22 protein-coding genes are annotated in these 24960 nt (G+C 65.2%); 12 read left to right on the plus strand and 10 right to left on the minus strand.

The window, feature by feature from the left end:
- Positions 1-102: 102 nt before the first annotated feature.
- From PVT67_RS16725 to PVT67_RS16755, 7 genes are all read left to right on the plus strand, one after another.
- Positions 103-2730, plus strand: coding sequence for a penicillin-binding protein 1A (locus tag PVT67_RS16725; RefSeq protein ID WP_419181020.1), 2628 nt, complete (start codon positions 103-105; stop codon positions 2728-2730).
- A gap of 70 nt (positions 2731-2800) precedes the next feature.
- On the plus strand, positions 2801-3016 hold the full coding sequence (locus PVT67_RS16730; RefSeq protein WP_301495635.1) for a bacterioferritin-associated ferredoxin: 216 nt from the start codon (positions 2801-2803) through the stop codon (positions 3014-3016).
- A gap of 51 nt (positions 3017-3067) precedes the next feature.
- On the plus strand, positions 3068-3544 hold the full coding sequence (gene bfr / locus PVT67_RS16735; RefSeq protein ID WP_301495637.1) for a bacterioferritin: 477 nt from the start codon (positions 3068-3070) through the stop codon (positions 3542-3544).
- A gap of 113 nt (positions 3545-3657) precedes the next feature.
- A complete protein-coding gene (locus tag PVT67_RS16740; RefSeq protein ID WP_301495639.1) occupies positions 3658-4479 on the plus strand; it encodes a MipA/OmpV family protein in 822 nt (273 codons plus the stop codon).
- A 3-nt stretch (positions 4480-4482) separates the two neighbouring features.
- A complete protein-coding gene (locus PVT67_RS16745; RefSeq protein WP_301495642.1) occupies positions 4483-4842 on the plus strand; it encodes a DUF3019 domain-containing protein in 360 nt (119 codons plus the stop codon).
- Positions 4827-4955 carry a hypothetical protein gene (locus PVT67_RS16750; RefSeq protein ID WP_301495644.1) on the plus strand — a complete coding sequence of 43 codons (129 nt, stop codon included), beginning with the start codon at positions 4827-4829 and terminating at the stop codon, positions 4953-4955. Before PVT67_RS16745 ends, PVT67_RS16750 begins: the two co-directional genes overlap by 16 nt.
- On the plus strand, positions 4952-6142 hold the full coding sequence (locus PVT67_RS16755) for an ATP-binding protein (RefSeq protein ID WP_301495646.1): 1191 nt from the start codon (positions 4952-4954) through the stop codon (positions 6140-6142). The genes PVT67_RS16750 and PVT67_RS16755 overlap by 4 nt, the downstream gene beginning before the upstream one ends.
- Before the next feature lie 37 nt (positions 6143-6179).
- Here PVT67_RS16755 and argH read toward each other — a convergent pair whose 3' ends face one another.
- Genes argH through argC form a run of 5 tightly spaced genes read right to left on the minus strand, consistent with a single transcriptional unit; the run spans position 6180 to position 11873 of the window.
- Positions 6180-8009, minus strand: coding sequence for an argininosuccinate lyase (argH, locus tag PVT67_RS16760; protein WP_301495649.1), 1830 nt, complete (start codon positions 8007-8009; stop codon positions 6180-6182).
- A 1-nt stretch (position 8010) separates the two neighbouring features.
- The gene (locus PVT67_RS16765) at positions 8011-9216 is read right to left on the minus strand and encodes an argininosuccinate synthase (RefSeq protein WP_301495651.1); all 1206 of its coding nucleotides are present in this window, start codon (positions 9214-9216) and stop codon (positions 8011-8013) included.
- 5 nt (positions 9217-9221) lie between these two features.
- Positions 9222-10106: an ornithine carbamoyltransferase gene (gene argF, locus PVT67_RS16770; RefSeq protein WP_301495653.1), complete on the minus strand. Its 885-nt coding sequence runs from the start codon at positions 10104-10106 to the stop codon at positions 9222-9224.
- 7 nt (positions 10107-10113) lie between these two features.
- Positions 10114-10860, minus strand: a complete 747-nt coding sequence (gene argB / locus PVT67_RS16775; protein WP_301495655.1) for an acetylglutamate kinase — start codon at positions 10858-10860, stop codon at positions 10114-10116.
- Positions 10857-11873 carry an N-acetyl-gamma-glutamyl-phosphate reductase gene (gene argC / locus PVT67_RS16780; RefSeq protein ID WP_301495658.1) on the minus strand — a complete coding sequence of 339 codons (1017 nt, stop codon included), beginning with the start codon at positions 11871-11873 and terminating at the stop codon, positions 10857-10859. The genes argB and argC overlap by 4 nt, the downstream gene beginning before the upstream one ends.
- Before the next feature lie 224 nt (positions 11874-12097).
- On the opposite strand from argC, the gene argE reads away from it, so the two are divergent.
- Genes argE through ppc form a run of 4 tightly spaced genes read left to right on the plus strand, consistent with a single transcriptional unit; the run spans position 12098 to position 17581 of the window.
- Entirely contained in the window at positions 12098-13240 is a 1143-nt protein-coding gene (gene argE / locus PVT67_RS16785; RefSeq protein ID WP_301495660.1) for an acetylornithine deacetylase, read from the plus strand.
- 39 nt (positions 13241-13279) lie between these two features.
- On the plus strand, positions 13280-14029 hold the full coding sequence (locus PVT67_RS16790; RefSeq protein ID WP_301495662.1) for a TerC family protein: 750 nt from the start codon (positions 13280-13282) through the stop codon (positions 14027-14029).
- Positions 14026-14943, plus strand: a complete 918-nt coding sequence (locus PVT67_RS16795; protein ID WP_301495665.1) for a 2-hydroxyacid dehydrogenase — start codon at positions 14026-14028, stop codon at positions 14941-14943. The genes PVT67_RS16790 and PVT67_RS16795 overlap by 4 nt, the downstream gene beginning before the upstream one ends.
- Positions 14944-14968: 25 nt before the next feature.
- On the plus strand, positions 14969-17581 hold the full coding sequence (gene ppc / locus PVT67_RS16800; protein WP_301495667.1) for a phosphoenolpyruvate carboxylase: 2613 nt from the start codon (positions 14969-14971) through the stop codon (positions 17579-17581).
- A 430-nt stretch (positions 17582-18011) separates the two neighbouring features.
- Here ppc and PVT67_RS16805 read toward each other — a convergent pair whose 3' ends face one another.
- From PVT67_RS16805 to PVT67_RS16815, 3 genes are all read right to left on the minus strand, one after another.
- On the minus strand, positions 18012-18449 hold the full coding sequence (locus PVT67_RS16805) for a PAS domain-containing protein (RefSeq protein ID WP_301495669.1): 438 nt from the start codon (positions 18447-18449) through the stop codon (positions 18012-18014).
- Positions 18450-18452: 3 nt separating this feature from the next.
- Entirely contained in the window at positions 18453-19439 is a 987-nt protein-coding gene (locus tag PVT67_RS16810; RefSeq protein ID WP_301495671.1) for a response regulator, read from the minus strand.
- Between the two features lie 116 nt (positions 19440-19555).
- Complete coding sequence (locus PVT67_RS16815) at positions 19556-19870, minus strand: hypothetical protein (protein ID WP_301495673.1); 315 nt, start codon at positions 19868-19870, stop codon at positions 19556-19558.
- A gap of 199 nt (positions 19871-20069) precedes the next feature.
- Here PVT67_RS16815 and PVT67_RS16820 point away from each other — a divergent pair, with 199 nt between their 5' ends.
- Entirely contained in the window at positions 20070-20672 is a 603-nt protein-coding gene (locus PVT67_RS16820; protein WP_301495675.1) for a nitroreductase family protein, read from the plus strand.
- 48 nt (positions 20673-20720) lie between these two features.
- On the opposite strand, the gene PVT67_RS16825 is transcribed toward PVT67_RS16820, so the two are convergent.
- Both PVT67_RS16825 and PVT67_RS16830 read right to left on the minus strand, forming a co-directional pair.
- Positions 20721-22697, minus strand: coding sequence for a patatin-like phospholipase domain-containing protein (locus PVT67_RS16825; RefSeq protein ID WP_301495677.1), 1977 nt, complete (start codon positions 22695-22697; stop codon positions 20721-20723).
- 10 nt (positions 22698-22707) lie between these two features.
- Entirely contained in the window at positions 22708-24957 is a 2250-nt protein-coding gene (locus tag PVT67_RS16830; RefSeq protein WP_301495679.1) for a c-type cytochrome, read from the minus strand.
- Positions 24958-24960 lie beyond the last annotated feature (3 nt).

A 24960-nucleotide genomic window follows, 5' to 3' on the forward strand; every position in this document is an offset into this window, starting at 1 on the left:
GAATAGTGGGCTTTTTGCAGTCGGTCTAGTTGACCGTTTATAGTTTTGCCGCCTAATCAAGCAGATAATAGGGTAAGGACAGGGGCAATTGCGAGGTGTTTAGTGAAGTGGCTGGTTAGAATTCTGTTCGCCCTGGGACTGATGGCGTTGCTGGGCGTGGCTTCGGTGGTGGGTATGTACTACTACGTCAAGCCAGAGCTGCCAAGCGTTGCGGTGCTCAAGGACGTGCGGTTGCAGACTCCAATGCGGGTCTATTCCGCCGACGGCGAACTGATCTCCCAGTTCGGTGAAAAGCGCCGTATTCCCCTTGCCATCAAGGACATGCCGCCACAGCTGGTGCAGGCCTTCCTGGCCACCGAAGACAGCCGCTTCTACGAGCATTCCGGTATCGACTTCGTCGGCCTGGCCAGGGCCGCCGTCAACCTGGTATTGACCGGCCACAAGAGCCAGGGCGCCAGCACTATCACCATGCAGCTGGCCCGTAACTTCTTCCTGACGCGGGAAAAAACCTACATCCGCAAGATCAAGGAAATGTTCATCGCCTGGCACATAGAGCAACTGCTCACCAAGGACGAGATCCTCGAGCTCTACCTCAACAAGATTGAGTTGGGGCACCGCGCCTTCGGGGTGGGGGCCGCTGCCCAGGTCTACTACGGCAAGGACGTCAAGGACCTGACGTTGCCGGAAATGGCAGTGCTGGCTGGCCTGCCCAAGGCCCCCTCCACCCTCAACCCCCTGTCCAACCCCGAAAGGGCCATGGCGAGGCGCAACGTGGTGCTGGGCCGGATGCTGGACGTGGGCGCCGTCACCCAAGCCCAATACGACCAGGCAATCAAGGCCCCCAACACCGCCAGTTACCACGGTGCCGAGATCACCCTGTCCGCCCATTACGTGGCAGAGATGGTCCGCCAGCAGATGATCGATCTCTTCGGTGAAGACGCCGCCTATGGCGAGGGTTACCAGGTCTACACCACCCTCAACGCCAAGGACCAGCGTGCGGCCCAGCAGGCCCTGATCAACAACGTCTTGAACTACGACCGCCGCCACGGCTGGCGCGGCCCGGCCCAGAAGCTGGAAGGCTGGCCCTGGGACCAGGCCAAGATAGACCAGTTCCTCAAGGGCCAGGACAGCTACCAACCGCTGATCCCGGCCGTGGTGACGGCCGTGGGCGAACAAAGCGCCACGGTACAAGTGAAAGGCAAAGGCCAACTGGAACTGCCCTGGGAGGCCCTGTCCTGGGCCAGGGCCTATATCGACGAGAACAAGCAGGGCCCTGCTCCCAAGAGCGCCGGTGAGATACTGGCACCAGGAGACTTGGTTTATGTGCGCCCCAATGGCGAAGGCTGGCTGCTGGCCCAGATCCCCATGGTCAACTCGGCCCTGGTAGCCCTGGATCCCCATGACGGCGCCATCCGCGCCCTGGTGGGGGGCTTCAACTTCGAACTGAGCAAGTACAACAGGGTCACCCAGGCCAAACGCCAGGTGGGCTCCAACATCAAGCCCTTTATCTACTCGGCCGCCCTGGACAACGGCTTCACCCTGGCCTCCCTGGTCAACGACGCCCCCATCAACCAATGGGACAGGTCCCAGGGTTATGCCTGGCGGCCCAAGAACTCGCCCCCCGTCTACCTGGGCCCGACCCGGGTCCGCATCGGCCTCGGCCAGTCCAAGAACGTGATGTCGGTGCGGCTGCTAAGGGCCGTGGGCATCGATAAGGTCATCAACCGCCTCACCGACTTCGGTTTCGACCGCGACGACCTGCCCCGCAACGAATCCCTGGCTTTGGGCTCGGCGTCCCTGACCCCCATGGACGTAGCCAGGGGGTTCAGCGCCATCGCCAACGGCGGCTTCCTGGTCGAACCCTACCTTGTCGACAGGGTAGAAGACGGCTACGGCAAGCTCGTCTGGATGGCCTCTCCCAAGGTTGCCTGCAGCGAATGTGAGCAGTTGCTTGCCCAAGGCGCGGCTGACCAGCCGGTCACCCTGGGCGCCCCAACCCAGGCACTAGCGGCGGCACCTGCCGACCAGGAAGAAGCCCTCAGCGCCGCCTTTGCCAGCCTCCAGGGCCAGCCTGAGGTGCAGGACCAGGGCAACTGGCAGCAGCAATGCGAGGTGGCTCCGGTAGGGGCCAACCGCCTGGCCAAGCGCGCCATCAGCGCCCAGACCGCCTTCCTGGTGACCCAAGCCATGGAAAGCGTGATCTGGGGCGGCGGCAACTGGAGCCACGGCACCGGCTGGACAGGCACCGGCTGGCGCGCCGCCCGCGAGCTCAAGCGCCACGACATCGCCGGCAAGACGGGAACCACCAACGAATCCAAGGACGCCTGGTTCTCCGGCTTCATACCCGGCCTGGAAGCTACCACCTGGATCGGTTTCGACGACCACCAGCACGAGCTGGGCGGCAGCACCAACTTCCCGCCCCTGGCCGATGACCCCATCTCCGGCAAGGAAGCGGGGGCCAAGAGCGCCCAGCCAGGCTGGAATGCCTTCATGAAGGTGGCCCTGGCGAAGATACCCGAAGGCAGCTTCGCCGTGCCCCCTGGTATCGTATCGGTGCGTATCGACAGGGCCACCGGAAAGCTGACCCGCGCCACCGATTTCAGCAGCCGCTTCGAGTACTTCAAGGCCGGCACTGAACCGACGGAATTTGCCCGCGACAGCCTGGCCAATCCCTTCGACGCGCCGCCCGCACAAGACAAGCAGAACCCGGACGATCCCGATCTCTTCTGAACAGGGGCCAGATTGAAATAATAACGGTTCGCATTTATAATCCGGTCCAGTCTCCACTCTGGGCCGGATTATGTACGTTTGCCTCTGCCATGGCGTATCCGACAAGGCAATCAGGAAAGCAGCCCACGCCGGCTGCCACAGCCTGGCCCAGTTGCGTGCCGAGCTGAAGGTCGCCAGCCAGTGCGGCAAATGTGCCCGCCAGGCCAAGGCGGTCCTGAGCGAGGCTCTGCCGCCCCCCTCCGCAGCCCCAAAACAAACGCTTATCATTACCCAAATCGCTGTTTGACTTAGCTTTTCCTCAATACCATGCTTCCTTATTGACCATAAGGAGGCCGGCATGAAAGGGGATAAGAAAGTCATACAGCTGCTGAACCAGGTGCTGGGCAACGAACTGGTGGCCATCAACCAGTATTTCCTCCACGCCCGCATGTTCAAGAACTGGGGCCTGCAACGGCTGGCGGACCACGAGTACCACGAATCCATCGACGAGATGAACCACGCCGACTGGCTGACCGAACGGATCCTCTTCCTGGACGGCCTGCCCAACCTCCAGGATCTTGGCAAACTCAATATCGGTGAAGACGTACCCGAGGCCCTGCAGAGTGACCTCAACCATGAGCTCAAGGGCATTCCCGACCTGCGGGACGGCATAGAGTATTGCGAGAAGGTCCGGGACTACATCAGCCGCGACCTCTTGAAACGCATTCTCGATTCCGAGGAGGAGCACATCGACTGGCTGGAGACCCAGCTGCAACTGATCGGCACCGTCGGCCTGCAAAACTACCTGCAATCGCAGATGTACAAGGAAGAGTGAGCTGTATCCCAGCTTCGATTTAACAAATGTCGCAATTTGTCTGAGACGGGCGACGACAAAAGACGCAATGTTTACACTGTCGTAACCATTGCGCCTGACGTTGTTTATTGGCCGTGCCCATACTTGTACTGATCATCGCCCTCTGTCTCTGCCAGTTCCCGGCCAAAGCCCAGGATCTGCAGACCATTCCTGCCAACCAGTGGGAGCTGGGGCTCGCCCTGGGTTACGGCCACTTCGACAATCCCCTCGTGAACAAGGACGACAGCACCTATTACGCCATCCCCCAGGTCGCCTATTACGGCGACTGGGGCTATTTCGACAACGGCGACCTGGCCTTCAGCCTCTATGACGACGGCGACAACCAGTTGTACCTGACCACAGGCTTCTCCGACGACCCTCTCTACTTCGGATCCTGGGGCCGGCTGGGCATCAAGCCCCCAAGCCGGGAGCAGCCCTGCAGCAACAGGCCCATCTGTCCCAGCCGCCAGCCACTCTACGTGGACCACGACCCCAGCTGGACCTGGCTGGGCGGTTTCTCCTACAGCCGCTACCAGGGTGACCGCTTCCTGCGCATTAGGGTGCTGCACGACCTGCTGGGCAAGCATCATGGTCTGTTGGCCAGCATCAGGGTGGGCCAAAGTTTTGAGGGCTTCGGACAATGGCAGTTCAGCCTGGGGATGGACTGGAAAAGCGCCAAGCTGGTGGACTATTACTACGGCACCGACAGCCTTTTTCCCTGGCTTGTCCCCGACTACCAGGGCAGGGCTACACTGGATCTGGTGGCCAGAGGCCAGTGGTTCTACCCCCTGGGGGAACACTGGGGCCTGCTGGCCAACCTCAACGGCCGGCGGCTGGGCAAAGGGATAGGCGACAGCCCCCTGATCAACAAACGCAACCTGCTCGACAGCTTTGTCGGCATCACCTTCAGCTTCTAGCCCATGCGCAGCCTCGGCCTTCTCATCTTGCTTATCACAGGCACCGCCCAGGCCGGGCTGGACGTCACCCTCAACCCCCACTGGTGCGTGGCGGCGGCGGGGGCCAGCAGTTGCAAGGCCGAGCTGAGCCTGGACTGGCAACAGACCCAGGCGACTCCCCTATGCCTGTACCGGGAAGACAAACCCTTGACCTGCTGGCCCGCCCAGGAAAAAGGTCAATGGCAGGGTCAAGTGGAAGCCAGCGGCTCCATACTTTTTTGGCTGGGAACACCCGAAGGCGAACGGCTCTGGGAAGGCCAATGGCAGGTGCTTTTTACTCAACCTCTCAGACGTCGGAACCGCATGCCATGGAGCATTCACTGAGTACCCCCAAGGCCAGGCTGCTGCTGGCGGAGGACGACAGGCGCCTGGCCCAGCAGAGCAAGGCCTACCTCACAGGGCAGGGCTACCTCTTCGCCCCCGATCCCTGGCAATGAAGCGCCTCTTCTTCAGCCTCTACGGCCTCTTGCTGCTGGCGCTGTTACTGCTGGGTTACGGCCTGGACCAGCTCTGGCAACGCTTCAACGCCGAACCGGCCAGGGCCACCGCCAGCCAGCGCCAACTGGTGGCCTTGCTGGACGCCGAACTGGCGTCACGCCCCAGGGCGCAGTGGGCCCAGTATCTGGCCAAGCATCAGGTCAAGGGGCAGCTCATCGACCCCAAGGACATCGGTATCAACCAGCCCCTGGGGCCCGACGAGATACTGCCCCTGACCCAGGGCAACCAGGACTACCTGTTGACCCCCATAGGCCAAGGCTACCTGCTGCTGGGCCCCTACCAGCGCCCCCCTGAGCCCGGTTCCTATGGCTTTGCCGCCACCTTCTTCGTGCTGCTGGCGCTGCTGGTGCTGCTCTGGCTCTGGCCCCTGGTGCGGGAGTTGACGGCCCTCAAGGCCGCCACCCTGGAATTCGGCAAGGGCAACTGGCAGAAGCGGCTCGCCGTCAGGCCCAGGGATCGGCTCGGTGACTTGGCCCAGAGCTTCAACCTGATGGCCGCCCGTATCGAGGGGCTCTTGGCCGACCAGGCGCTGATGACCCGAGCCGTCAGCCACGATCTGCGCACCCCCCTGGCCAGGCTGCGTTTCGCCCTGGCCATGAACGGCCAGGGCCCCTACGACGGCCAGATCAAGGAAGATCTGGAATACCTGGAGCAGATCGTCAGCCACTGGAGCGAGTTCCACGAGCTGGAAACCGTCGAGGTCATCGACAAGGAGCCCCTGGCCCTGCTCCCCTTGCTGGAGCGGCTGGCCACCCGCCAGGTAGCGCTGCAAGGCCCCTTCCCCGAGGCCCTGAACGCCGACCCCCACCTGCTGACCCGCTGCCTGCAGAACCTCTTGGACAACGCCGGCCGCTACGCCAAGGCGCAGATCCGCGTGGGCTGGCGCGGTGACGCCCTCGTCGTTGAGGACGACGGCCCAGGCCTCAGCGACGAAGACAAGCAAAAGGCCACCCAGCTCTTTTACCGGGGCGACAAGGCCAGGGGCCAGGATCCGGTACCCCACCTGGGGCTGGGGCTGGCCATGTGCAGCCGCATCATGGTGCTCCACGGCGGCCGCCTGACCCTGGACGACTCCCCCCTGGGCGGTGCCCGCATCAGCCTGCATTTCCCCAGAGACCGCAAATAAAAAGCCCGCCAATCGGCGGGCTTTCCCTCGGGGCTTTTCAGAGCCGGTGTTCCATGGCGATCTCGTCGCAGTTGTCCTGGCGCGGGCAGAGCTTGCAGTCCTTCATCACCTTCTCGGGCAGGCTGTCCTTGAAGATGACCTTGAAGCCCTGCTTGTCGAAGAAGCCCGCCACCCGGGTCAGCACTATGACCCGCTTGAGCTTGAGCTCCCTCGCTTCGTCCATCAGCACCTGCACCATGGCCTGGCCCAGGCCCTTGCCGTGGGCGCTCTCGTTGATGCCAAGAGAGCGGATCTCGGCAAGGCCGGTGGAGTAGATGTAGAGGCTGGCGCAACCCGCCACCTGGCCGTCCACCTCCGTCACCACGAAGTCCTGGATCGAGTGGATGATGTCCTCGCGGGTACGGGGCAGGTTCTCCCCTTCCCCGGCCCAGTGGCCGATCAGCACCTGGATGGCGTCCACGTCTTCCAGGGTGGCGCGGCGCACCGCCTTGGCCGCCAGGCGGCCGTGCAGGGCCTTGAGGGCCTCCTGCTGGCGCGCCAGGGAGACGCCGCCGAGGGCGCAGCGCTTCTCCAGGGCCGCCGTCAGGTCCAGGGCCGGGTAGACGTCCTCGTCTATGACCTCGCTCACCTGCTGCATCTCGGCCAGGGTCAGGGCCTCCAGGGGCAGCTGCTGCTCCAGGGCGATGCGCACCAGCACTCCCACCAGGTGGTGGGCTTCCCGGAAGGGGATGCCCTTGGCCACCAGGTAATCGGCCAGTTCTGTGGCGTTGGAATAGCCGCCGGCGGCGGCCTTGGCGCAGGCCTCGCGGTTCACTTCCAGGGTACCCAGCACTTCCCGGGCCAGCAGCAGGCAGTCGCTCCAGCTGTCCAGGGCGTCGAAGAGGCCCTGCTTGTCTTCCTGCAGATCCTTGTTGTAGGAGAGCGGCAGCGCCTTCAAGGTCATGGAGAAACCGGCCATGGCGCCGAAGATGCGGCCGCTCTTGCCGCGGATCAGCTCCAGGGCGTCCGGGTTCTTCTTCTGGGGCATCAGGGAAGAGCCTGAGCTGACGGTGTCGGAGAACTTCACGAAGCCCGCCTCGCCGGTACCGAAGAAGATGAGGTCCTCGGCCAGGCGCGACAGGTGCAGGGCGGAGGTGCTGGCCAGCTGCAGCAGCTCCAGCACGAAGTCCCGGTCTGAGATGGCGTCCAGGCTGTTGCGGGCGGCGCGCTCGAACCCCAGGGCCTTGGCCAACCTTTCGCGGTCCATGGGGTAGGCGGTGCCGGCCAGGGCGCCGCAGCCCAGCGGGCAGACGTTGACCCTCTTGAGGGCGTCTTCCAGGCGCTCGAGATCCCGTTCCAGCATCTCGACGTAGGCCATCACCCAGTGGCCGAAGGTCACCGGCTGGGCCCGTTGCAGGTGGGTGTAACCGGGCATCAAGGTGCCCAGCTCGCCTTTGGCCAGCTCCGCCATTACTTCCAACGTCTGCTGGAGCTCGGCCAGCAGTTGCTTGCCGGTCTTGCGGCACCAGAGCCGAAAGTCGGTGGCCACCTGGTCGTTACGGGAACGGCCTGTGTGCAGCTTCTTGCCGAGATCCCCCACTTCACCGATCAGCCAGGCCTCCACGAAACTGTGGATGTCCTCCTCGCTGCTCTCGAAAAGCGGGGCCGGATCGGCCGCCAATTGCTCGGCAAGGGACTGCAGGGTCACCTGCAGTCGTTCGGCTTCGCTCTGGGTCAGCACCCCTACCTCGGCCAGGGCGCCAGCCCAGGCCAGGGAGCCTTGGATGTCCTCGGCCCAGAAACGCCAGTCGACGGGTAATGAGGCATTGAACCGCGCAAAGGCCTCGCTGGCACCCTGCTCAAAACGACCTCCCCAGAGCGCTGCCATCTTAGTTGCCCTCTTCTTGCAGCGCTTTGATCCGCGCCGGCAGGCTGTAGAGGCGGATGAAGCCCGCCGCGTCCTTCTGGTTGTAGACCTCGTCGGCACCGAAGGTGGCGAAGGCCTCGGAGAACAGGCTGTGGGGCGACTGGCTGCCCAGCACCCTGGCCTGGCCCTTGTAGAGCTCGACCCGCACCTGGCCGGTCAGTTCCTTGTTGAGGCTCTCGACGCCGGCGACGATGGCTTCCCGCAGGGGGGTGAACCAGCGCCCGTCATAGAGCAGCTGGGCGAACTGCTGGCCCAGGAATTTCAGGTGTTGGGAGCAGACCTTGTCCAGCACCAGGTGCGCCAGGGCCTGGTGGGCCGCCAGCAGCACTGTGCCGGCCGGGGTCTCGTAGCAGCCGCGGGACTTCATGCCCACCAGGCGGTTCTCGACGATGTCGACCCGGCCGACGCCGTGGGCGCTAGCCACGCCGTTGAGGCGCTCGATGAGGTTGGCGCCGCTCAGCACTTCGCCGTTCAGGGCCACGGGCACACCGGCTTCGAAGTCGATGTCCAGCACTTCGGCCTCATTGGGGGCGTCCTTGGGATCGACGGTCCAGGCCCAGCAGTTGGGGCCGGCCGGGGTCCAGGTATCTTCCAGCTCGCCGCCCTCGGTGGAGATGTGCCAGAGGTTGGCGTCGCGGCTGTAGATCTTGGTCAGGCTGGCGGTGGTGGGGATCTTGCGCTCGGCCAGGTAGTTGAGCAGATCCTCACGGCTGCGCATCGTCCATTCCCGCCAGGGGGCTATGACCTTCAACTCGGGAGCCAGGGCGGCAAAGCAGGACTCGAAACGGACCTGGTCGTTGCCCTTGCCGGTGCAGCCGTGGGCCAGGGCGTCGGCGCCCACCTTGCGGGCCACCATCACCTGGGCCTTGGCGATCACCGGGCGGGCCACAGAGGTGCCCAGCAGGTAGCTGTCCTCGTAGACCGACTCGGCCTTGAGCATGGGCCAGATGTATTCGGCGGCCAGCTCTTCTTTGAGGTCGACGATATGGCACTCGGAGGCGCCGCTGGCCAGGGCCTTGGCTTCCACCCCTTCCAACTCCTCGGCGCCCTGGCCAACGTCGGCCACGAAGGCCACCACTTCACAGCCGTAGTTTTCCTTCAGCCAAGGCACTATGGCCGAGGTGTCCAGACCGCCGGAATAGGCCAAAACCACTTTGGATACAGACATTGGTATTAATCCTCTTTAAGAAGCTTCAGGAATACGGCTTTCTGCACATGCAGGCGGTTCTCGGCCTGGCGCAGCACTATGGATTGGGGCCCCTCCAGCACCTCGGCCGTCACTTCCTTGCCGCGGTAGGCGGGCAGGCAGTGCATGAAGGCCTTGGCGCCGGACTTTTTCATGACGTCGCCATTGATCTGGTAGGGCAGGAAGGTCTTGAGTACCGCTTCCGGATCCTTGTCGTCACCCATGGAGATCCAGGTGTCGGTATAGATGGCGTCCACCCCTTCCAGGGCCGCCATGTCGTCGGTGACCTGGATGCCGGTGGCCTGGATGATGTCGGCGGCCGGCTCGCAGCCTTTGGGGGTGACCACCAGCATCTCAACGCCCAAGAGCTTCGACAGTATCATCAGGGAGTGGGTGACATTATTACCGTCCCCCACGTAGGCCAGTTTGACCCCTTCCAGTTTGCCGAACACCTCGTAGAGGCTCAGCATGTCGGCCAGGCCCTGGCAAGGGTGGAAGCGGTCGGACAAGGCGTTGATCACCGGCACAGAGCCCTTGGCGGCCAGCTCGTCCAGGGTGGCCTGGCTGTAGGTGCGGGCCACTATGGCGTTGACCCAGCAGGACAGGTTCTGGGCGAAGTCCCCCACCGGCTCGCGCTTGCCCAGCGCCCCGTGGCTCTGGTCCAGGTAGACCACCAGGGCGCCCAACTGCTGGGCACCCAGCTCGAAGGTGACGCGGGTGCGCAGGGAAGGCTTTTCGAACAGCAGGGCCACGGACTTGCCGGCCAGGGCCTGGGCATAGTCGGCCGGGTGGGCCTTGAGGGTGGCGGCCTGTTGCAGCAGGGCCTTGAGCTCTGCGGCGTTCCAATCAAAATCGGTCAATAAATGCTTCATCTTTACCTCAGGGTGCGATGGCGGTGCCGAGGGCGGGGTTGGCCAGGGCCTGGCTGTCCTTCCAGGAGGCCAGGCGCACTGCCCGGCCCAGGGCCTGGGCGGCGTGAAGGGCGGCGTCCACCTTCACCACCATGCCGCCGGTGATGACGCTGTCGGCCTTGAGCCGGGCGATGTCGGCGCCATTCAGTTCAGGCAGCAGCTGGCCCTTTGCATCCAGCACCCCTGAAACGTCGCTCAGCAGCAGCAGTTCGGCGTCCAGCAAAGAGGCCACCATGGCGGCCGCCTCGTCGGCGTTGACGTTGAGCAGCTCCCCTTCCCGGCTGGCGGCGATGCTGCTCACCACCGGCAAGAAGCCCCCCTGCAGCAGCAACGACAGCAAGGTGCTGGAGCCCTGGGTGAGCACGCCCACGGCGCCCCATTCCTCGCCCGCCGGCTCGGCCAGGGCTATGCCGTCGGCCAGGGCCAGGCCCACGGGCTCGCCGTCCAAGGCGCGCAGCCGCGCCACCAGTTTCTTGTTGATCTCTCCGGCCAGGGTGCCCACCACCAGCGGCAGGCTGGCCTCACAGGTGATGCGCTTGCCGTTGTGCTTGCGGGGCTCTATGCCGGCCTGCTTCAGCACCTGGTCGACGCGGTCGCCGCCGCCATGCACCAGCACCACGGGGCGCTCCATGGCCACCAGGGCCTTCAGCAGCTGGTCCAATACCGGGCCCGCCTCCAGGGCGGCACCGCCAATCTTGATCACCAATGGGGTCATAACGCCTCCCAGCCATAGCCCGGCAGGGGCTTCAGCCTGAATCCAAAGTGGATATTTATGCATTCCACCGCCTGGCTGGCGGCGCCCTTGAGCAGGTTGTCGATGGCGCTGGCCAGCACCAGCAGGTCACGCGTTTCATCCAGGGCCCAGCCGATCTGGGCGTAGGGGGTATGGGCCACGTTCTTGATGGCAGGAGCTTTGACCCGCAGATCGCCCGACAGCATGACGGAGGGGTGCTCGCCGTAGCAGTCTAGGTAGAGGGCATCGATATCGGCCTGGACAGTGCCGCTCTGCACCGGCACCGTGATGGTGGCCAGGATGCCGCGGTCGAAGGCCCCCAGGTGCGGGGTGAACACCAGGTCGTGGCCCAGGTGCTGGGCGATCTCCGGCTGGTGGCGGTGGCCCAGCACCCCGTAGGGGCTGAGGCTGACCTCGCAGAATTGGGTATGGGGCTTGTTGGCCTTGCCGGCGCCACTGACGCCGCTCACGGCGTTGATGATGGGCAGGCCCTTGATCAGCCCGGCCTTCATCAGGGGCTTCAAGGCCAACAGGCTGGCGGTGGGGTAGCAACCGGGGGCGGCGATCAGCTTGCTGGCCTTGATGGCTTCGTCGTTCCAGCCCACCAGGCCGTAGACGGCCCTGTTCAGCAGCTCGGCAGCAGGGTGCTCAAAGCCGTACCACTGGGGATAGGCGTCGGCCGCCAGCCGGAAGCCGCCGGAGAGATCGACGATCAGAGCGTCGCTGTGCTTGATGAGTTCCGGCACCAGCTCGGCGGAGGCCTCGTGGGGGGTGGCCAGCAGTATCACCTGGGCGTCACGGGCGGCGGCGATAATGGCAGCCGGGCTGCCGTCTTCGATGGTGCCGGCTATGCCCAAAGGCAGGGGTTCGCCGGCGTTCTTGGAGCCGGCGGAGGCGAACACATGGGCCAGCTTGAGCTGGGGATGGCTGGCTACCAGCTTGCACAGTTCCTGGCCTGTGTAACCGGCGCCACCGATAATGAGGGTATTCAACATGCAACGGCTCTCTGTCTGTGTGACTTCTAGTCTAGATGAGCAGTCTTGATGCCTGACGCAACGCGGCCTGCTCCCGGGCAGGCAAGCCTCCCGGACTAACGGAAAGTGCAGCTGTGTCGTCGCATCGCATGTGACATTTTTATTCCCAAAGCGTGGATTTTAATTCAATGTTCGCTAGACTAACCGCGCTTGATTTTTAATGCAATACCAATAGGAAATTATTCATGAGCAGACTGCCGTCCCTGGATCAGATGTTCAACCGGCTCTTGAGCCTGCCGTCGGTGTCCGCCACGGATCCGGCCCTGGATACGGGCAACAAGGCGGTGATAGAACAGCTGGCCCAGTGGTGCGAGACCCTGGGTTTCAAGGTGACGCTGCAGCCTGTGGGCCCCAACAAGCTCAACCTCTGGGCAGAACTGGGCAGCGGCCCCGGCGGCCTGCTGCTGACAGGCCACGCCGACACAGTGCCCTTCGACGAAGGCCGCTGGCAGAAGAACCCCCTTGGCCTCACCGAGCGGGACGGCCGTTGGTATGGCCTCGGCGCCACCGACATGAAGGGCTTCTTCGCCCTGGTGCTGGGCGCCCTGGAAACCATGGATCTCAGCCAACTCAAGGCGCCGCTGCGCATCGCCGCCACCGCCGACGAGGAGACCACCATGGACGGCGCTCGGCTGCTGGCCGAGGCCAACCCCTTCAGCCCGGCCCTGACCCTGGTGGGCGAGCCCACCGAACTCAAGCCCATAGGCCGCCACAAGGGCCATATCAGCGCCGGCATCCGCATCACAGGCCGGAGCGGCCATTCCTCGGATCCGGCCGCCGGCCTCAACGCCATGGAACTGATGCACGGCGTCATGGGGGACCTCATCGCCCTCAAGGGCAAACTGGCCGAGCGTTACCAGGACAACCACTTCGCCGTGCCCTACCCCACCCTAAACCTCGGTCATATCCACGGCGGCGACAACGCCAACCGCATCTGCGGCTGCTGCGAGCTGCACATCGACATCAGGCCGCTGCCGGGCATGAGCATCCCCGAATTGGAAGGCCTGCTTAAGGAAAGCCTGTCAAATGTAGAAAAAGCACATCCCGGCGCCCTGGCCTGGGAGCACCTGCATGCTCCCTGCCCGGCCTTCGTCAGCCCGCCCGGCCCCTTCCAGGACGAGATCGGCAGGCTTCTGCAAAGCCCGGTGGAAGCGGCCAACTACGCCACCGAAGCGCCCTTCTTCGCCAGTCTGGGCGGGGAAGTGCTGGTACTGGGCCCGGGTTCCATCCGCCAGGCCCACCAGCCGGACGAGTACCTGGCCATGGACCAGCTGCGGCCGGCCATGGAGCTGATACAAAGCATGGTCAAGCGGCTTTGCCTCGCGTAACATCGGGAAAGCGTTGTCATTTAACAACAGGTTTACAGAATGGAATGGCTGGCAGATCCCAGCGCCTGGGTCGCACTGGCGACATTGACGGCGCTGGAAATCGTCCTCGGCGTCGACAACATCATCTTCATCTCAGTGCTGGTGGGGCGCCTGCCCGAACAGCAACGTCAGAAGGCGCGGCTGCTCGGCCTGGCCCTGGCCATGGGTACCCGCATCTTGCTGCTGCTATCGCTGGCCTGGGTCATGGGCCTGACCAGCCCCTGGTTCAGCCTGGCCGGCTTCGCCATCTCGGGCCGTGACAGCATCCTTATCCTCGGTGGCCTCTTCCTTATCTGGAAGAGCACCCATGAGATCCACAACAGCCTGGAAGGGGCAGAGGAAAGCCAAGCCGCGCCCCGCTCCGTGACCCTGGCCGCCACCCTGGTGCAGATCGCCCTCATCGACATCGTCTTCTCCCTGGATTCGGTGATCACCGCCGTGGGCCTGGCCAACCATGTGCAGGTGATGATCATCGCCATAGTGCTGTCGGTACTGGTGATGATGGCGGCCGCCAAGGCCATAGGGGACTTCGTGGACCGCCACCCCAGCATCAAGATGCTGGCCCTGTCCTTCCTGATCCTGGTGGGCTTCACCCTCACCGGCGAGGGCTTCGGCCTGCACATTCCCAAGGGCTACGTCTACTTCGCCATGGCCTTCTCCCTGGCCGTGGAAACCCTCAACCTGCGGGCCCGCAAGAAGCGCCAGCAGGCGGTCAAACTGCACAAGCAGCTGCCGGGAGAGCCTTCATGAGCCTCGCCATCATCATGCCGGGCCGCAACGGCGAAGGCCTGGCCGAGCGCCTCAAGGCCCTGGACGGCGGCCTGGACATCCAGATCTGGCCCGACATAGAGCGGCCGGAGGCGGTGGAATTCGCCCTCTGCTGGCAGCCGCCCCAAGGGGTGTTGGGGGACTTTCCCGCCCTCAAGGTGGTGCAGAGCCTGGGCGCCGGAGTGGACGGCCTGACCGAGGCTATCCCCCTGGGCGTGACCCTCTGCCGCACCGTCAGCCCCAGCCTCAAGACCGACATGCGCGACTATGTGCTGCTGGCCATCCTCGCCGAACAGCGCCAGTGGGACGCCATGGCCGCCGACCAGGCCCAGGGCCACTGGCAACCCCGCCATTACCGGCGCGGCGGCGTGGTGGGCATCATGGGCCTGGGGGAACTGGGCCAGGCGGTGGCGGCTGGCCTGGCCGGGCTCGGCTTCCAATTGAAGGGCTGGAGCCGCACCCTCAAGCGTCTGCCGGCCATGGAAACCTTCCACGGCCCCGAGCAGCTTGAGGATTTCCTGGCGGATCTGGACTACCTGATCTGCCTGCTACCCCTGACCGACCAGACCCGCGGCCTGATGGACAGCGGCTTCTTCGCCAAGCTCGGCAAGCCCTGCTACCTCATCCAGGCCGGGCGCGGCCCCCAACTGGTGGAAGCCGACCTGCGCTCGGCCCTTGACCAGGGCCTGCTGCGCGGCGCCTGCCTGGACGTCTTCGATGTCGAGCCCCTGCCGCCGTCCAGCCCGCTCTGGCAGCACCCCAGGGTGCGCATCACCCCCCACTGCGCCAGCGTCACCAGCGGCAAGGAGCTGGCCAAGGCCGTCTACCACAACTACCTGGCCATGTGCCAAGGGCTGGCCCTGGACCAGGTCGTCGACCCTGAACAAGGTTACTGAAACTGACTTAAAGGAAGGAGCAACCATGGCAGATCAATACGGCGCCCTGAAGCGGCAGGTACACATGCTTGGCGACATGCTGGGCCAGACCATAGCCCACGACCAGGGCGAGGCCTGCCTGGACCGTATTGAGGCCATCCGTCAGCTGGCCAAGGCCGCCCGCTTCGGCGACCGCACCCGCCGCGACGAGCTGCTGGAGATGCTCACCAGCCTGCCGGACGACGAGCTGGTGCCGGTGGCCCGCGCCTTCAACCAGTTCCTCAACCTCGCCAACATCGCCGAGCAGCATTTCTCCATCGCCAACAACCTCGACAGCGCCGGCAAGCACCTGGACGCCCTGCTGGAAGGCCTGAGCGCCGACCAGAAGGCCAGGCTGCCCCAGGTACTGAAGGAGCTGGACATAGAGCTGGTGCTCACCGCCCACCCCACCGAGGTGACCCGCCGCACCAACATCGTCAAGTACGACGAGATAGCCCACTGCCTGGAAGCCCTGGACAACCCCGCCATCGGCAAGGCCGAACAGCAGCATTGGCAGGACAGGCTGCGCCAGCTCATCGCCCAGGCCTGGCACACCAACGAGATCCGCGGCAACAGGCCCACCCCTGTTGACGAGGCCAAGTGGGGCTTCGCCACAGTGGAGAACGCCCTTTGGGAGGCGGTGCCCGAGTTCATCCGCCAGTTCAACGCCAAGCTCGGCCAGCTGGGCCTGGAACTGCCCTGGGACAAGAGCCCGGTGCGCTTCGCCTCCTGGATGGGCGGCGACCGCGACGGCAACCCCAACGTCACCGCCAAGATCACGGAAAAGGTGATGTTGCTGTCCCGCTGGACGGCGGTGGATCTCTTCCTGCGCGACTTGAGCCCCCTCATCTCGGAGCTGTCCATGAGCCAGGCCAACGCCGAGGTGATGGCCATGGGCGAGCACAGCGACGAGCCTTACCGGGTGGCCCTGCGCAAGGTGCGCAACCGGCTGCGCAAGACCCTGGCCCATATCGAGGCCGTGCTCAGGGGCGAGCCGGGCAATGACGAAGGCCTGCTCTGGGACGACGCCGAATTCCTGGCGCCGCTGCTGGCCATCCACAAGAGCCTCTGCGAATGCCGCATGGAGCGTATCGCCGACGGCCCCCTGCTGGACATGATCATCCGGGTGCGCTGTTTCGGGTTGCACCTCATCCGCCTCGACATCCGCCAAGACTCGGGCCGCCACGCCCAGGCCTTGGACGAAGTGACCCATTACCTCGGCCTCGGCTCCTACCTGGAGTGGGACGAGGCCCAGCGCCAGGCCTTCCTGCTGGCCGAGCTGCAGAGCAAGAGGCCGCTGATCCCCCACCACTGGCAGGCCAGCCCCGACACCCAGGAGGTGCTGGACACCTTCGCCGTGGTGGCCCGCCAGCCCAAGCAGGCCCTCGGCATCTACATCATCTCCATGGCCTCCCAGCCCTCGGACGTGCTGGCCGTGGCGCTCTTCTTCAAGGAAGCGGGCATGGAGTGGGCCATGCCCATAGCGCCGCTGTTCGAGACATTGGACGACCTCAACAACGCCGCCGACGTCATCTCGGCGCTGCTGGACATCCCCTGGTACCGGGACTACATCCAGGGCCACCAGGAGGTGATGATCGGCTACTCGGACTCGGCCAAGGACGCCGGCGTCATGGCCGCCGCCTGGGCCCAGTACCAGGCACAGGAGGCCCTGGTGCGCATCGGCCAGCAACAGGGCATAGGGCTGCGCCTCTTCCACGGCCGCGGCGGCACCATAGGCCGCGGCGGCGGCCCGGCCCAGGGCGCCATCCTCTCCCAGCCCCCAGGCTCGGTGGACGGCGGCCTGAGGGTCACGGAGCAGGGCGAGATGATCCGCTTCAAGTTCGGGCTGCCGGCCATCGCCGTCAACAGCCTGATGATCTACACCAGCGCCATACTGGAGGCGCGGCTGGCGCCGCCACCCGAGCCAGAGCCTTCCTGGCGGGCCCTGATGGACCGTCTCGCCGGTGACGCCTGCAGCGCCTACCGCGCCGTGGTAAGGGGCAACCCCGACTTCGTGCCCTATTTCCGCGCCGCCACCCCAGAGCAGGAGCTGGCCTCATTGCCGCTCGGCAGCAGGCCGTCCAAGCGCCGCCAGGGCGGCGGCATCGAGTCCCTGCGCGCCATTCCCTGGATCTTCTCCTGGACCCAGAACCGGCTGATGCTGCCGGCCTGGCTGGGGGCGGCCCAGGCCCTGCGCAAGGCCATAGAGGCGGGGGACCAGCAGCAGCTGGAGACCCTCTACCGGGATTGGCCCTTCTTCAAGGCCCGCCTGGACATGCTGGAGATGGTCTACATGAAGACCGACAGCGAGCTGTCGGCCTACTACGACCAGCGCCTGGTGCCCCAGGACCTCTGGCCGCTGGGCAAGCAGCTGCGCTCCCAGCTTTTTGAGGGGATCCACACCCTGCTGACCCTCTCCAAGGAAGAGGATCTGATGGACCAGGATCCCTGGCTGCAGGAGTCGATCCGGCTGCGCAACCCCTACACGGATCCCCTGAACATACTGCAGGTGGAGTTGCTGCGCCGGGCCCGCAAGGGCGGCGAGGTGCCGGAGCCGGTCAAACAGGCGCTGATGGTGACCATGGCCGGCATAGCGGCGGGAATGCGCAACACCGGCTAAAGGGAAGCCGGCCTGGCCTGCGCCTAGCCGGTCGCCAAACCTAACGCCAGCTGAAGGACGGTGCGGCCCAGGCTACCCTTGGCCGCCGCTGTAAGAGACAATGCGCGAACCTGGGTGCCAGTCAATGGACGGCTGGCCCCAAAAGATGGAGCGTTCGGGCCCTGGCCCTGCCGCCCATGCACACCGGGAACCGCCAAGGCCTGGCCCGGCCTTGGCAAGACAGAGCCCCTGTTCAGGCAGGCGCCGACGCCCTCAAGGATGATGGGCCGCATTAACCACAAGGACGAAAGACAAGGAATGTTTCGCAAGACCCGCAACCGCCGGCCTGAGCCAGGCCAACCCTCCTACTGGATCACCTTGCTGCTGGGCGCCAGCCTCTTCGGCGGCTTCGGCTTCTTCCTCTACCTGCTGGCCTGAAGGGCCTGCTTGCCTAGTGGCCGCCCTGGCTGGCCAGGGCGCTATCGGTCATGTCGTAGATCAGCATCGCCATATGGGTCACCTCTCCCGACAAGCCGGTGAGGGGAAAGAGGGTGACGTTCTGGAACATGTGCTCTGCGGTGCCTGTGATGGGCCTGTAGTTGTTGAACCTCAAGAGGTAGGGCTTTTGCTGCCAGGTCATGAAGGCGCGGCTCTTGAGGGTGAAGACCATGGCCGCCTTGCGGTCGAACCAGGCCTTGTCCAGCTCGGGGAAGCACTCCAGCAGGCTCTTGCCCTTGACCTGGCTCGGCAGCAGGCCGCTGTGGTTTTCCATGAAACCGTTCCAGATCTGCACCTTGTAGTCTCTGTCCAGCACCACCATGCCCACATCCACGTTCTGCAGCAGCTCCACCAGCCAGTGGATCTCGTTCAGTTCGGCTATCGAGTTCATGGCTTACTCCAGCAGGTGGGCGATCTTGTAGTTGAGGGTGGGGATGGCGCTTTCCGCCAGCAGCAGCAGCAGATCGAAGGTCAGGTGGTAGCCCTCCAGGCCGTAGCTCAGCTCCACGGCCAGGATCCGCTGCCAGGGCTTGCCGTGGGCCAGCAGTTCCCCTATGTCCCGGTGCAGCCCCAGCACCACGGGGTGGCCCTGGCAGAAGCGCACGTCCAGCTGTTCGCCCAGGCCCGCCAGGCAGGCGCTGACCAGGACGTTGGCGATGTCGGACAGCAGTTCCACCTGCACCGACTCGGTCAGTTCCCCCTCGAAGCGCAGCAGCCTGGCCAGATCCGCCATATCGGCGTCGTCCAGCAGCAGCAGCGCCTCACCGGCCAGGCCCGGGCCTATGAAGCCCTGGCAGATGGCGGAGACCCGCGACGAGTTGGCCGACGCCAGGGCCATGCGCAGCTCGCTCAGCTCCAGCAGATCCACCTTGGGAATGGGCAGCTTCACGAAGATGCCCAGCATCTGGGCCAGCAGGGCCCCGGCCCTGCCCATGGCCACGTTCACCACTTCCTGGTAGCCGTCGCGGATGTCCACGGCCAGGCCCGGCTCTTCCCTGGCCGCTGACACCTCGCCCTGGTGGTAGAGGCCGGTGGCGGCCAGCACCTCCTTGAGGCGCTCGGCGGCCATGGGTTTCTGGATGAAGGCCAGGGCCCCCAGGGCCATGACCCTGCGATGGGCCTCGGCCTGGATGTCGCCGGAGACGACGATCACCGGCAGGTCCATCTTGGCCAGGCGCAGGAATTCCAGGACCTGGTAGCCGTCCACGTCGGGCATGTTCAGGTCGAGGAACAGCAGTTGGGGTTGCTGGGCACGGATCAGTTGCAGGCCTTCGCGGCCATCCTTGGCGAAGAGGATCTCGATATCCCAATCCTTGGGCAGGGAGCGGGCCATCTGCTTGCGTGCCATGGCAGAGTCGTCGCAGATCAGGACTTTGGTCATGGCATATTCCAGGGCGCTTTTACCGCGAAGCCTAGATATTTTAGGAAGTTATTGCAAAGGGCGGCATGCCGTCTTCTGAGCGCCGTCACTGAAGTGGTGCCGCTCAGCTTGAGGTATCAGCCCAGCAGCCGGTAGATCTCCCACTTGCTGGTGCCGGACACCACCAGGGGCTCCAGCTCCTTGCCCCAGCGGCGGTGGGCATCGAGGCTGGCCAGCTTGGCCCAGACGGCGTCGAGCTCGGCCAGGTCCGCCACCAAGTGTTCCGCCACCAGGGTCGCCTCCAGGGCGCCGACCGAGCCGGTCAAGAGCCGCATCTTGCCGGCCTCCAACCCCACTTGCGGGGCGACTTCTTCCATCCAGCGCTTGAGCAGCGCTATGGCGTCTTCCTTGTAGCCGAATTTGGCGTCGATACTCCACCTTGCGATCATCATGATGGGTCTCCTCAAGGACTATCCAAGGCCCCGCCCCAGTGGCGGGGAACTTTCACTATAGTCCCGGGCGGCGCGGGCCGCGGCCCTGCCCCGGCACCGCCGCTAATACCGATAACCCTGTTCGGAAAAGCTTCATGGATTGGCGCCCGCCATCTTGCTAGAGTGCCAGCGGACTTCGTTAGTTATCAGGAACTTGAACATGGACGCCTTTGAAGCCATCCAGGCCCGCCGGGCCGTGAAGCATTACGACCCCACCCACAGGCTCAGCGCCGAGGAAGAAGAAAAGCTGCTGTCGGCAGCGTTGCTCTCCCCCACCGCCTTCAACATCCAGAACTGGCGCTTCGTGCTGGCCAAGGATCCCGAGCTGCGCAAACAGCTGCGCGCCGCCGCCTGGGACCAGGCCCAGGTCACCGACGCCTCCCTGCTGGTGGTGCTCTGCGCCGACCTCAAGGCCTGGGAGAAGGAGCCCCAGCGCTACTGGGCCAAGGCCGACGGCGCCGTTCAGGACTTCATGGCCACCGCCATCGACCAGTACTACAGGAACCGCGAGCAGGTGCAGCGGGACGAGGCCCTGCGCTCCTGCGGCATGGCCGCCCAGACGCTGATGCTGGCCGCCAAGGCCATGGGCTATGACAGCTGCCCCATGGACGGCTTCGACTTCGAGGAAGTGGGCCGGCTGCTCAAGCTGCCACAAGACCACCTGGTGACCATGTTCGTGGTCATCGGCAAGGCCGCCAAGCCGGCCCATCCCAGGGGCGGCCAGCTGCCCCTGGCCGAGGTGGTGCTGACCGACGGCTTCTAAAAAGCCACATGAAAAAGAAGGGGCCCTTAGGCCCCTTCTTTTTTGCCCTCAGACCAGGGCCGGTTCCTGCTGCGTCGGCGCCGGTACCGTGCTCTCGTCCAGGGCCTTGAGGGCCCGCAACAGGTTCTCCCGGCCCAGCTCCCGGTAGGCGTCCAGGTGCCGTTCGTCGAAGAACTGATCGGCAGTACTGTCGTTGGGGAAGCTGGGATCCTGCTTGGCAAAGCAGCTGACCTGGGCCGAGGACTGGGGGGTCAGCAGCGCCTTGATGAACAGCAGCCGGCCGCGCTTGCCCGAGGCGTAGCGGATCTCCCCCAGCGCATGGCTGCTCTGATGGACCCCGTCCTCCACCGTCGTCAGCGGGCGGGGATCCAGATTGATATGGCAGCCGAAATCCGCCTCGGTCCGCTGCAGCAGCAGCCCCAGGCTGAGCAGGCGGGCATCGGGATCGGCGCCGGCGTCGCTGGCGATGATGACATCACACTCGCGGCGCAACAGTTCATAGATCCCGAGGTTCTCGAAATGGCCGCCATCGGACAGGTGCAGGTTGGCGGCATGCTCGTGCAGGCCCCGGCCCAGCAGCTCCTTGAAGATCAGCCAGAAGGGCATGTGGCCGAAGCGCACCCCGGCCCGCCGGGGATGGTGCACCCAGAAGCCGAGGCGGAAGTTGAGCAGCGTCATCAGGAAGCTCAGGCCCTTGTTGGCGGTCTGGGCCTGGTCAGGGTCGACGGCGGCGCCGCTGGTGGTTACCGCCTCCCCCAGGCTGAGGCGGCCGGCCTGGAACTGGGCCGTTTGGGCATAACCTGTGGCGGGGTTGCCGCAGTAAAGGGGGCTCAAGGTGAAGCTGTCGCCCTTACGGGCATGGGCCAGGGGCCGCCTGGAATTGGCCGTGGCCAGGGTGGTGTTGAACAGCGGCAGGGGGGCGCCATTGCCTGGGGTCAGCTCCGACAGGGGCATGTCCTTGATCTGCGGCTTGCCGGTGTAGAAGAAGGCCTGGGCCAGCTGTGCCAGATAATAGCTGTGCATGGAGGTGCGGTTGACACTGGCCAGGCTCGCCAGCATCACGGCCAGGGCCAGCCAGCCCCAGTACCAGAGGTGGTGGGTGATGCCGGCGTGGAACACCAGGTGGTAGGCGAAGGCGGCCATGCCGAACAACAGCATGGCCAGGCCGAACAGGGCCAGCTTGGGCTTCATGGCGGCCCTGGTCATGGCCCAGGCGCCGGTGGCGAAGGGCAGCAGATAATTGAAGTGGCCACTGAGCTGGCCCAGGGTCTCGGAGCCCACCAGGGCCACCAGGCTGTCGTCGAACTGGGCCACCAGCGGCAGGCCGCCGGCCAGGGCCAACACCAGGGCCCACTTGAGCAGCTTGCCCATGAAGAGCCTGGGTTTGAAGATGTGGCTGAGGTCGCCGCGCCGCCCTGCCCGCCAAAGGGCCATGGTGGGAATGCTGAGCAGGTAGAAGGCGAAGCAGGCCGCCGCCGCCATCAGCATCAGCAGGTAACCGGCATGGCCGTGGATGGCACCGGTTTCCGGCATGTGCAACCAGGCCGGCCAGGGCAGCTTGGAATGGGGCAGCCCCGCCGCCCAGAGGAAGAACAGCAGCATGGGCAGCAACACCAGCAGGCTGAACAGGCTGGAGGCCAGCATGGCCGCCCCCAGGGTGGCCCCGCCCACGCCCTTGCCGGCGGTCAGGTAGCTGGCGTGACCCCGCAGCCAGTTCAGCACACCGGCGTCGAAGAGCCTGTGGTCGTCTTTTTGTTGCCGCTTCAGCCACTGGTAGCCGCCGGCCAGGTAGCCGCCGCCGGACACCGACGACAGGTAGTCCACCTGCCTGAGCCTGTCCCTGTGGATCAGGCCCTGCATCAGCCCCAGTTGGAAACAGGCGGAGCGGATACCGCCGCCGGAAAAGGCCAGCCCCACCCTGGGCTGGTTGGCGTCCACACCGGCCGCCTGGCGCCGGGCCGCCAGCCAGGCCGCTTCGTCCTGGCTGACTTTCGCGAAATCAAACGCCTCTTGCTTTTGGCCCATGGTTCCCTCCTCAGTGCGTCTCGGCCAGGCAGGCCGGCCCCGGCTGGTAAGGCTCGCCGCTGGGGTTGTCGGTGTGGATCTTGAGGTATTCCAGCAGCGCCATGCGCTCCTGCTCGCTGAGCCTGGGCCCTATCACCCCTTTTGGTAAAGGATGGCCCTTGGGATCGGCCTCGAAGGCCTGCCACTGGGCGGGGCTGGCCTCGAAGCTGTGGCCGCTGTTGTGGTTGCCGGGCTCTCTGGTGTCGAACCAGAAACCGTCCGGCTCGCCACCGGGCAGCGGCTTGGTGATGTACCCCAGGTGCACAGGATCGTATTCCCTGGGACCCAGGAAGAAGCGCTGGTCGCGCTCGGCGGCCGGCACCAGCATCTGGTAGAGGTTGGGCACTGAGCCGTTGTGCAGGAAGGGCGGTGTGGCCCAGACCCCGCCCAGGGGCCGCGGCTTGTAGCCCGCTATCTGCTGGGGCAGATCCAGGGCGCCGAAGCCTTCCAGGCAGCGCTGCTGCTCGGCCGTCACGTCGTGGTCCTGGTAGTAACGCTGCTTGACCAGCAGCCCCACCAGGTTGAGGCCCAGGCCCTCGGTAAGGTGCTTGGGATCCAGGGCCTTGAGGCTGGTGTCGATATGATCAAGGGCCAGATCCAGGTCGAACCAGAGGGCGTCGAGCTGGCACTGGTGGTCGCAATAGAGCTGGGGCGTCTGGAAGTCAGGGCTCAGGGCGGCGCTGGCCTTGAGGTCGTAGCGATTCAGCACCGCCTTGATGGCCGGGGCCTGGTCCGGCTGGAAACCGGCGTCGGCCAGGGCGTCCGGGGCAGGGAAAGCCTTGGCCAGGGCCGCGAAATCGCCTCTGGCCGCTTCCGTCAGGGCCTGGTCGGCGGCCAGCTCCTGCAGGCGCATCAGCATGTCGCGGGCCAGTTGGCGCTTGAGGCGCGGCGCCAGCAGGGCGCTGATCCCGGCCTGGTCCAGGCCGGTGGCGGAGAGATCATAGGTCTTGGTCATGAAATTGTCGGCGGCGCTGGGGTCTGTGCCGATATGGTCCAGCCCTATCACCTCGATCAGCCACTGGTCGGCCGGGCTCTTCTTGAGCGGGGCCTCCGCCTGTTGGCGGGGGCCGCTGGCCAGATGAGGGCCGTGGCACTGGCTGCAATGCTGGGCGAACAGCGCCCTGCCCTGCTCGGCCTTGGCCCTGTCCACCTTGCCGAGGATGTCCTCCGGCCACTGGGGCTGGGGCAGCTGCTGCAGGGCCCGCTCAATCTTCTCCAGGCCCTGCACCTGCACCGAGCTGTGGAAGCGTTGGTCCGGGGGCAGCGCCTTGCCGTCCTTGTCCAGCAGCTGGATGTCGGCACCGACCCCCAGGGCCTCGCCGACATTGCGGGCCAGGGGCTGGGCGACGGAGCCGTTGTACTGCACCCAGTTGAATTTCCACATGTTCCACAGGTAGGGGTAGCTCACCGGCGCCGCCGAGGGCTGGAGGTTGGCAGGGTCCAGGTGGTCGCCGAAGAGGGTGTTGGCGATGCGCCCCAGGGCGTCGGTACGGCCGAAGCCCTCCCGGGTGGGGTAGAGGTGGGCCAGGGGGTTGTTCTGCTTGATGGCAAGGAAGGCCTTGAGGGTGTCGCCCAGCTGGGCGTGCAGCTGGGCCCTGGAGCCGCCCTTCTTGAGCACCTTCTCGGCGAAGCGCTCGAACTTCAGGGGGTTGGCCCAGGTCTCCGCCAGGGCGCTGATGAGGGTGGGGCCGAAGCTGCCCATCTCGAGATCGGTGAAGGCGTGCATGGCCTGGCCACCGTCCACCCGCAGCGCGTAGCGGCGGCCGTCCTTGCTGTAATTGAGCTGGCCTGTGTGGCAGGCGCTGCAGTTGATGTCGAGGACGTCGTCCCTCAGGCTCGCCACATGGCGGCGGGTGAAGCCCACCGGCAGGCCGTCGGGGTCCACCGGGTCGGCCAGGAAGCGGAAGCGGCGCAGGAAGAGCGGGTCGGCGAAGCTGGACCTGGACATGGGCTGTTCCAAGGCCAGGAACCAGTCGTAGCGCAAGGCAGCGTCACCGGCGCCCTGGGGCAGCACCGTGCCCTGGGGGGTGCGGTAGTAGAGCTGGCGCTGGTCCGGGTCCCAGTCACTCAGGTAGCGGTACTGGTCCACCTGCTCCAACTGGGGGATATGGGACTTGGAGGACTGTACATACCAGGCGAAGGCCGCCACCAGCACCAGCAGTGCCAGGGCCGCCAATATCAGCAGCCGCCATAACCAGCGCAGGGCGCTTCCCTTGCTCATCGT

This window comes from Gallaecimonas kandeliae, from assembly GCF_030450055.1.
Classification (GTDB): Bacteria; Pseudomonadota; Gammaproteobacteria; order Enterobacterales; family Gallaecimonadaceae; genus Gallaecimonas; species Gallaecimonas kandeliae.

Bases quoted from the DNA above. Each gene is read 5' to 3' on its own strand.
- PVT67_RS16730 (WP_301495635.1), top strand. From the start codon at position 2,801: ATGTACGTTTGCCTCTGCCATGGCGTATCCGACAAGGCAATCAGGAAA.
- bfr (WP_301495637.1), top strand. From the start codon at position 3,068: ATGAAAGGGGATAAGAAAGTCATACAGCTGCTGAACCAGGTGCTGGGC.
- PVT67_RS16745 (WP_301495642.1), top strand. From the start codon at position 4,483: ATGCGCAGCCTCGGCCTTCTCATCTTGCTTATCACAGGCACCGCCCAG.
- PVT67_RS16750 (WP_301495644.1), top strand. From the start codon at position 4,827: ATGGAGCATTCACTGAGTACCCCCAAGGCCAGGCTGCTGCTGGCGGAG.
- PVT67_RS16755 (WP_301495646.1), top strand. From the start codon at position 4,952: ATGAAGCGCCTCTTCTTCAGCCTCTACGGCCTCTTGCTGCTGGCGCTG.
- argH (WP_301495649.1), bottom strand. From the start codon at position 8,009: ATGGCAGCGCTCTGGGGAGGTCGTTTTGAGCAGGGTGCCAGCGAGGCC.
- PVT67_RS16765 (WP_301495651.1), bottom strand. From the start codon at position 9,216: ATGTCTGTATCCAAAGTGGTTTTGGCCTATTCCGGCGGTCTGGACACC.
- argF (WP_301495653.1), bottom strand. From the start codon at position 10,106: ATGAAGCATTTATTGACCGATTTTGATTGGAACGCCGCAGAGCTCAAG.
- argB (WP_301495655.1), bottom strand. From the start codon at position 10,860: ATGACCCCATTGGTGATCAAGATTGGCGGTGCCGCCCTGGAGGCGGGC.
- argC (WP_301495658.1), bottom strand. From the start codon at position 11,873: ATGTTGAATACCCTCATTATCGGTGGCGCCGGTTACACAGGCCAGGAA.
- argE (WP_301495660.1), top strand. From the start codon at position 12,098: ATGAGCAGACTGCCGTCCCTGGATCAGATGTTCAACCGGCTCTTGAGC.
- PVT67_RS16790 (WP_301495662.1), top strand. From the start codon at position 13,280: ATGGAATGGCTGGCAGATCCCAGCGCCTGGGTCGCACTGGCGACATTG.
- PVT67_RS16795 (WP_301495665.1), top strand. From the start codon at position 14,026: ATGAGCCTCGCCATCATCATGCCGGGCCGCAACGGCGAAGGCCTGGCC.
- ppc (WP_301495667.1), top strand. From the start codon at position 14,969: ATGGCAGATCAATACGGCGCCCTGAAGCGGCAGGTACACATGCTTGGC.
- PVT67_RS16805 (WP_301495669.1), bottom strand. From the start codon at position 18,449: ATGAACTCGATAGCCGAACTGAACGAGATCCACTGGCTGGTGGAGCTG.
- PVT67_RS16810 (WP_301495671.1), bottom strand. From the start codon at position 19,439: ATGACCAAAGTCCTGATCTGCGACGACTCTGCCATGGCACGCAAGCAG.
- PVT67_RS16815 (WP_301495673.1), bottom strand. From the start codon at position 19,870: ATGATGATCGCAAGGTGGAGTATCGACGCCAAATTCGGCTACAAGGAA.
- PVT67_RS16820 (WP_301495675.1), top strand. From the start codon at position 20,070: ATGGACGCCTTTGAAGCCATCCAGGCCCGCCGGGCCGTGAAGCATTAC.
- PVT67_RS16825 (WP_301495677.1), bottom strand. From the start codon at position 22,697: ATGGGCCAAAAGCAAGAGGCGTTTGATTTCGCGAAAGTCAGCCAGGAC.
- PVT67_RS16830 (WP_301495679.1), bottom strand. From the start codon at position 24,957: ATGAGCAAGGGAAGCGCCCTGCGCTGGTTATGGCGGCTGCTGATATTG.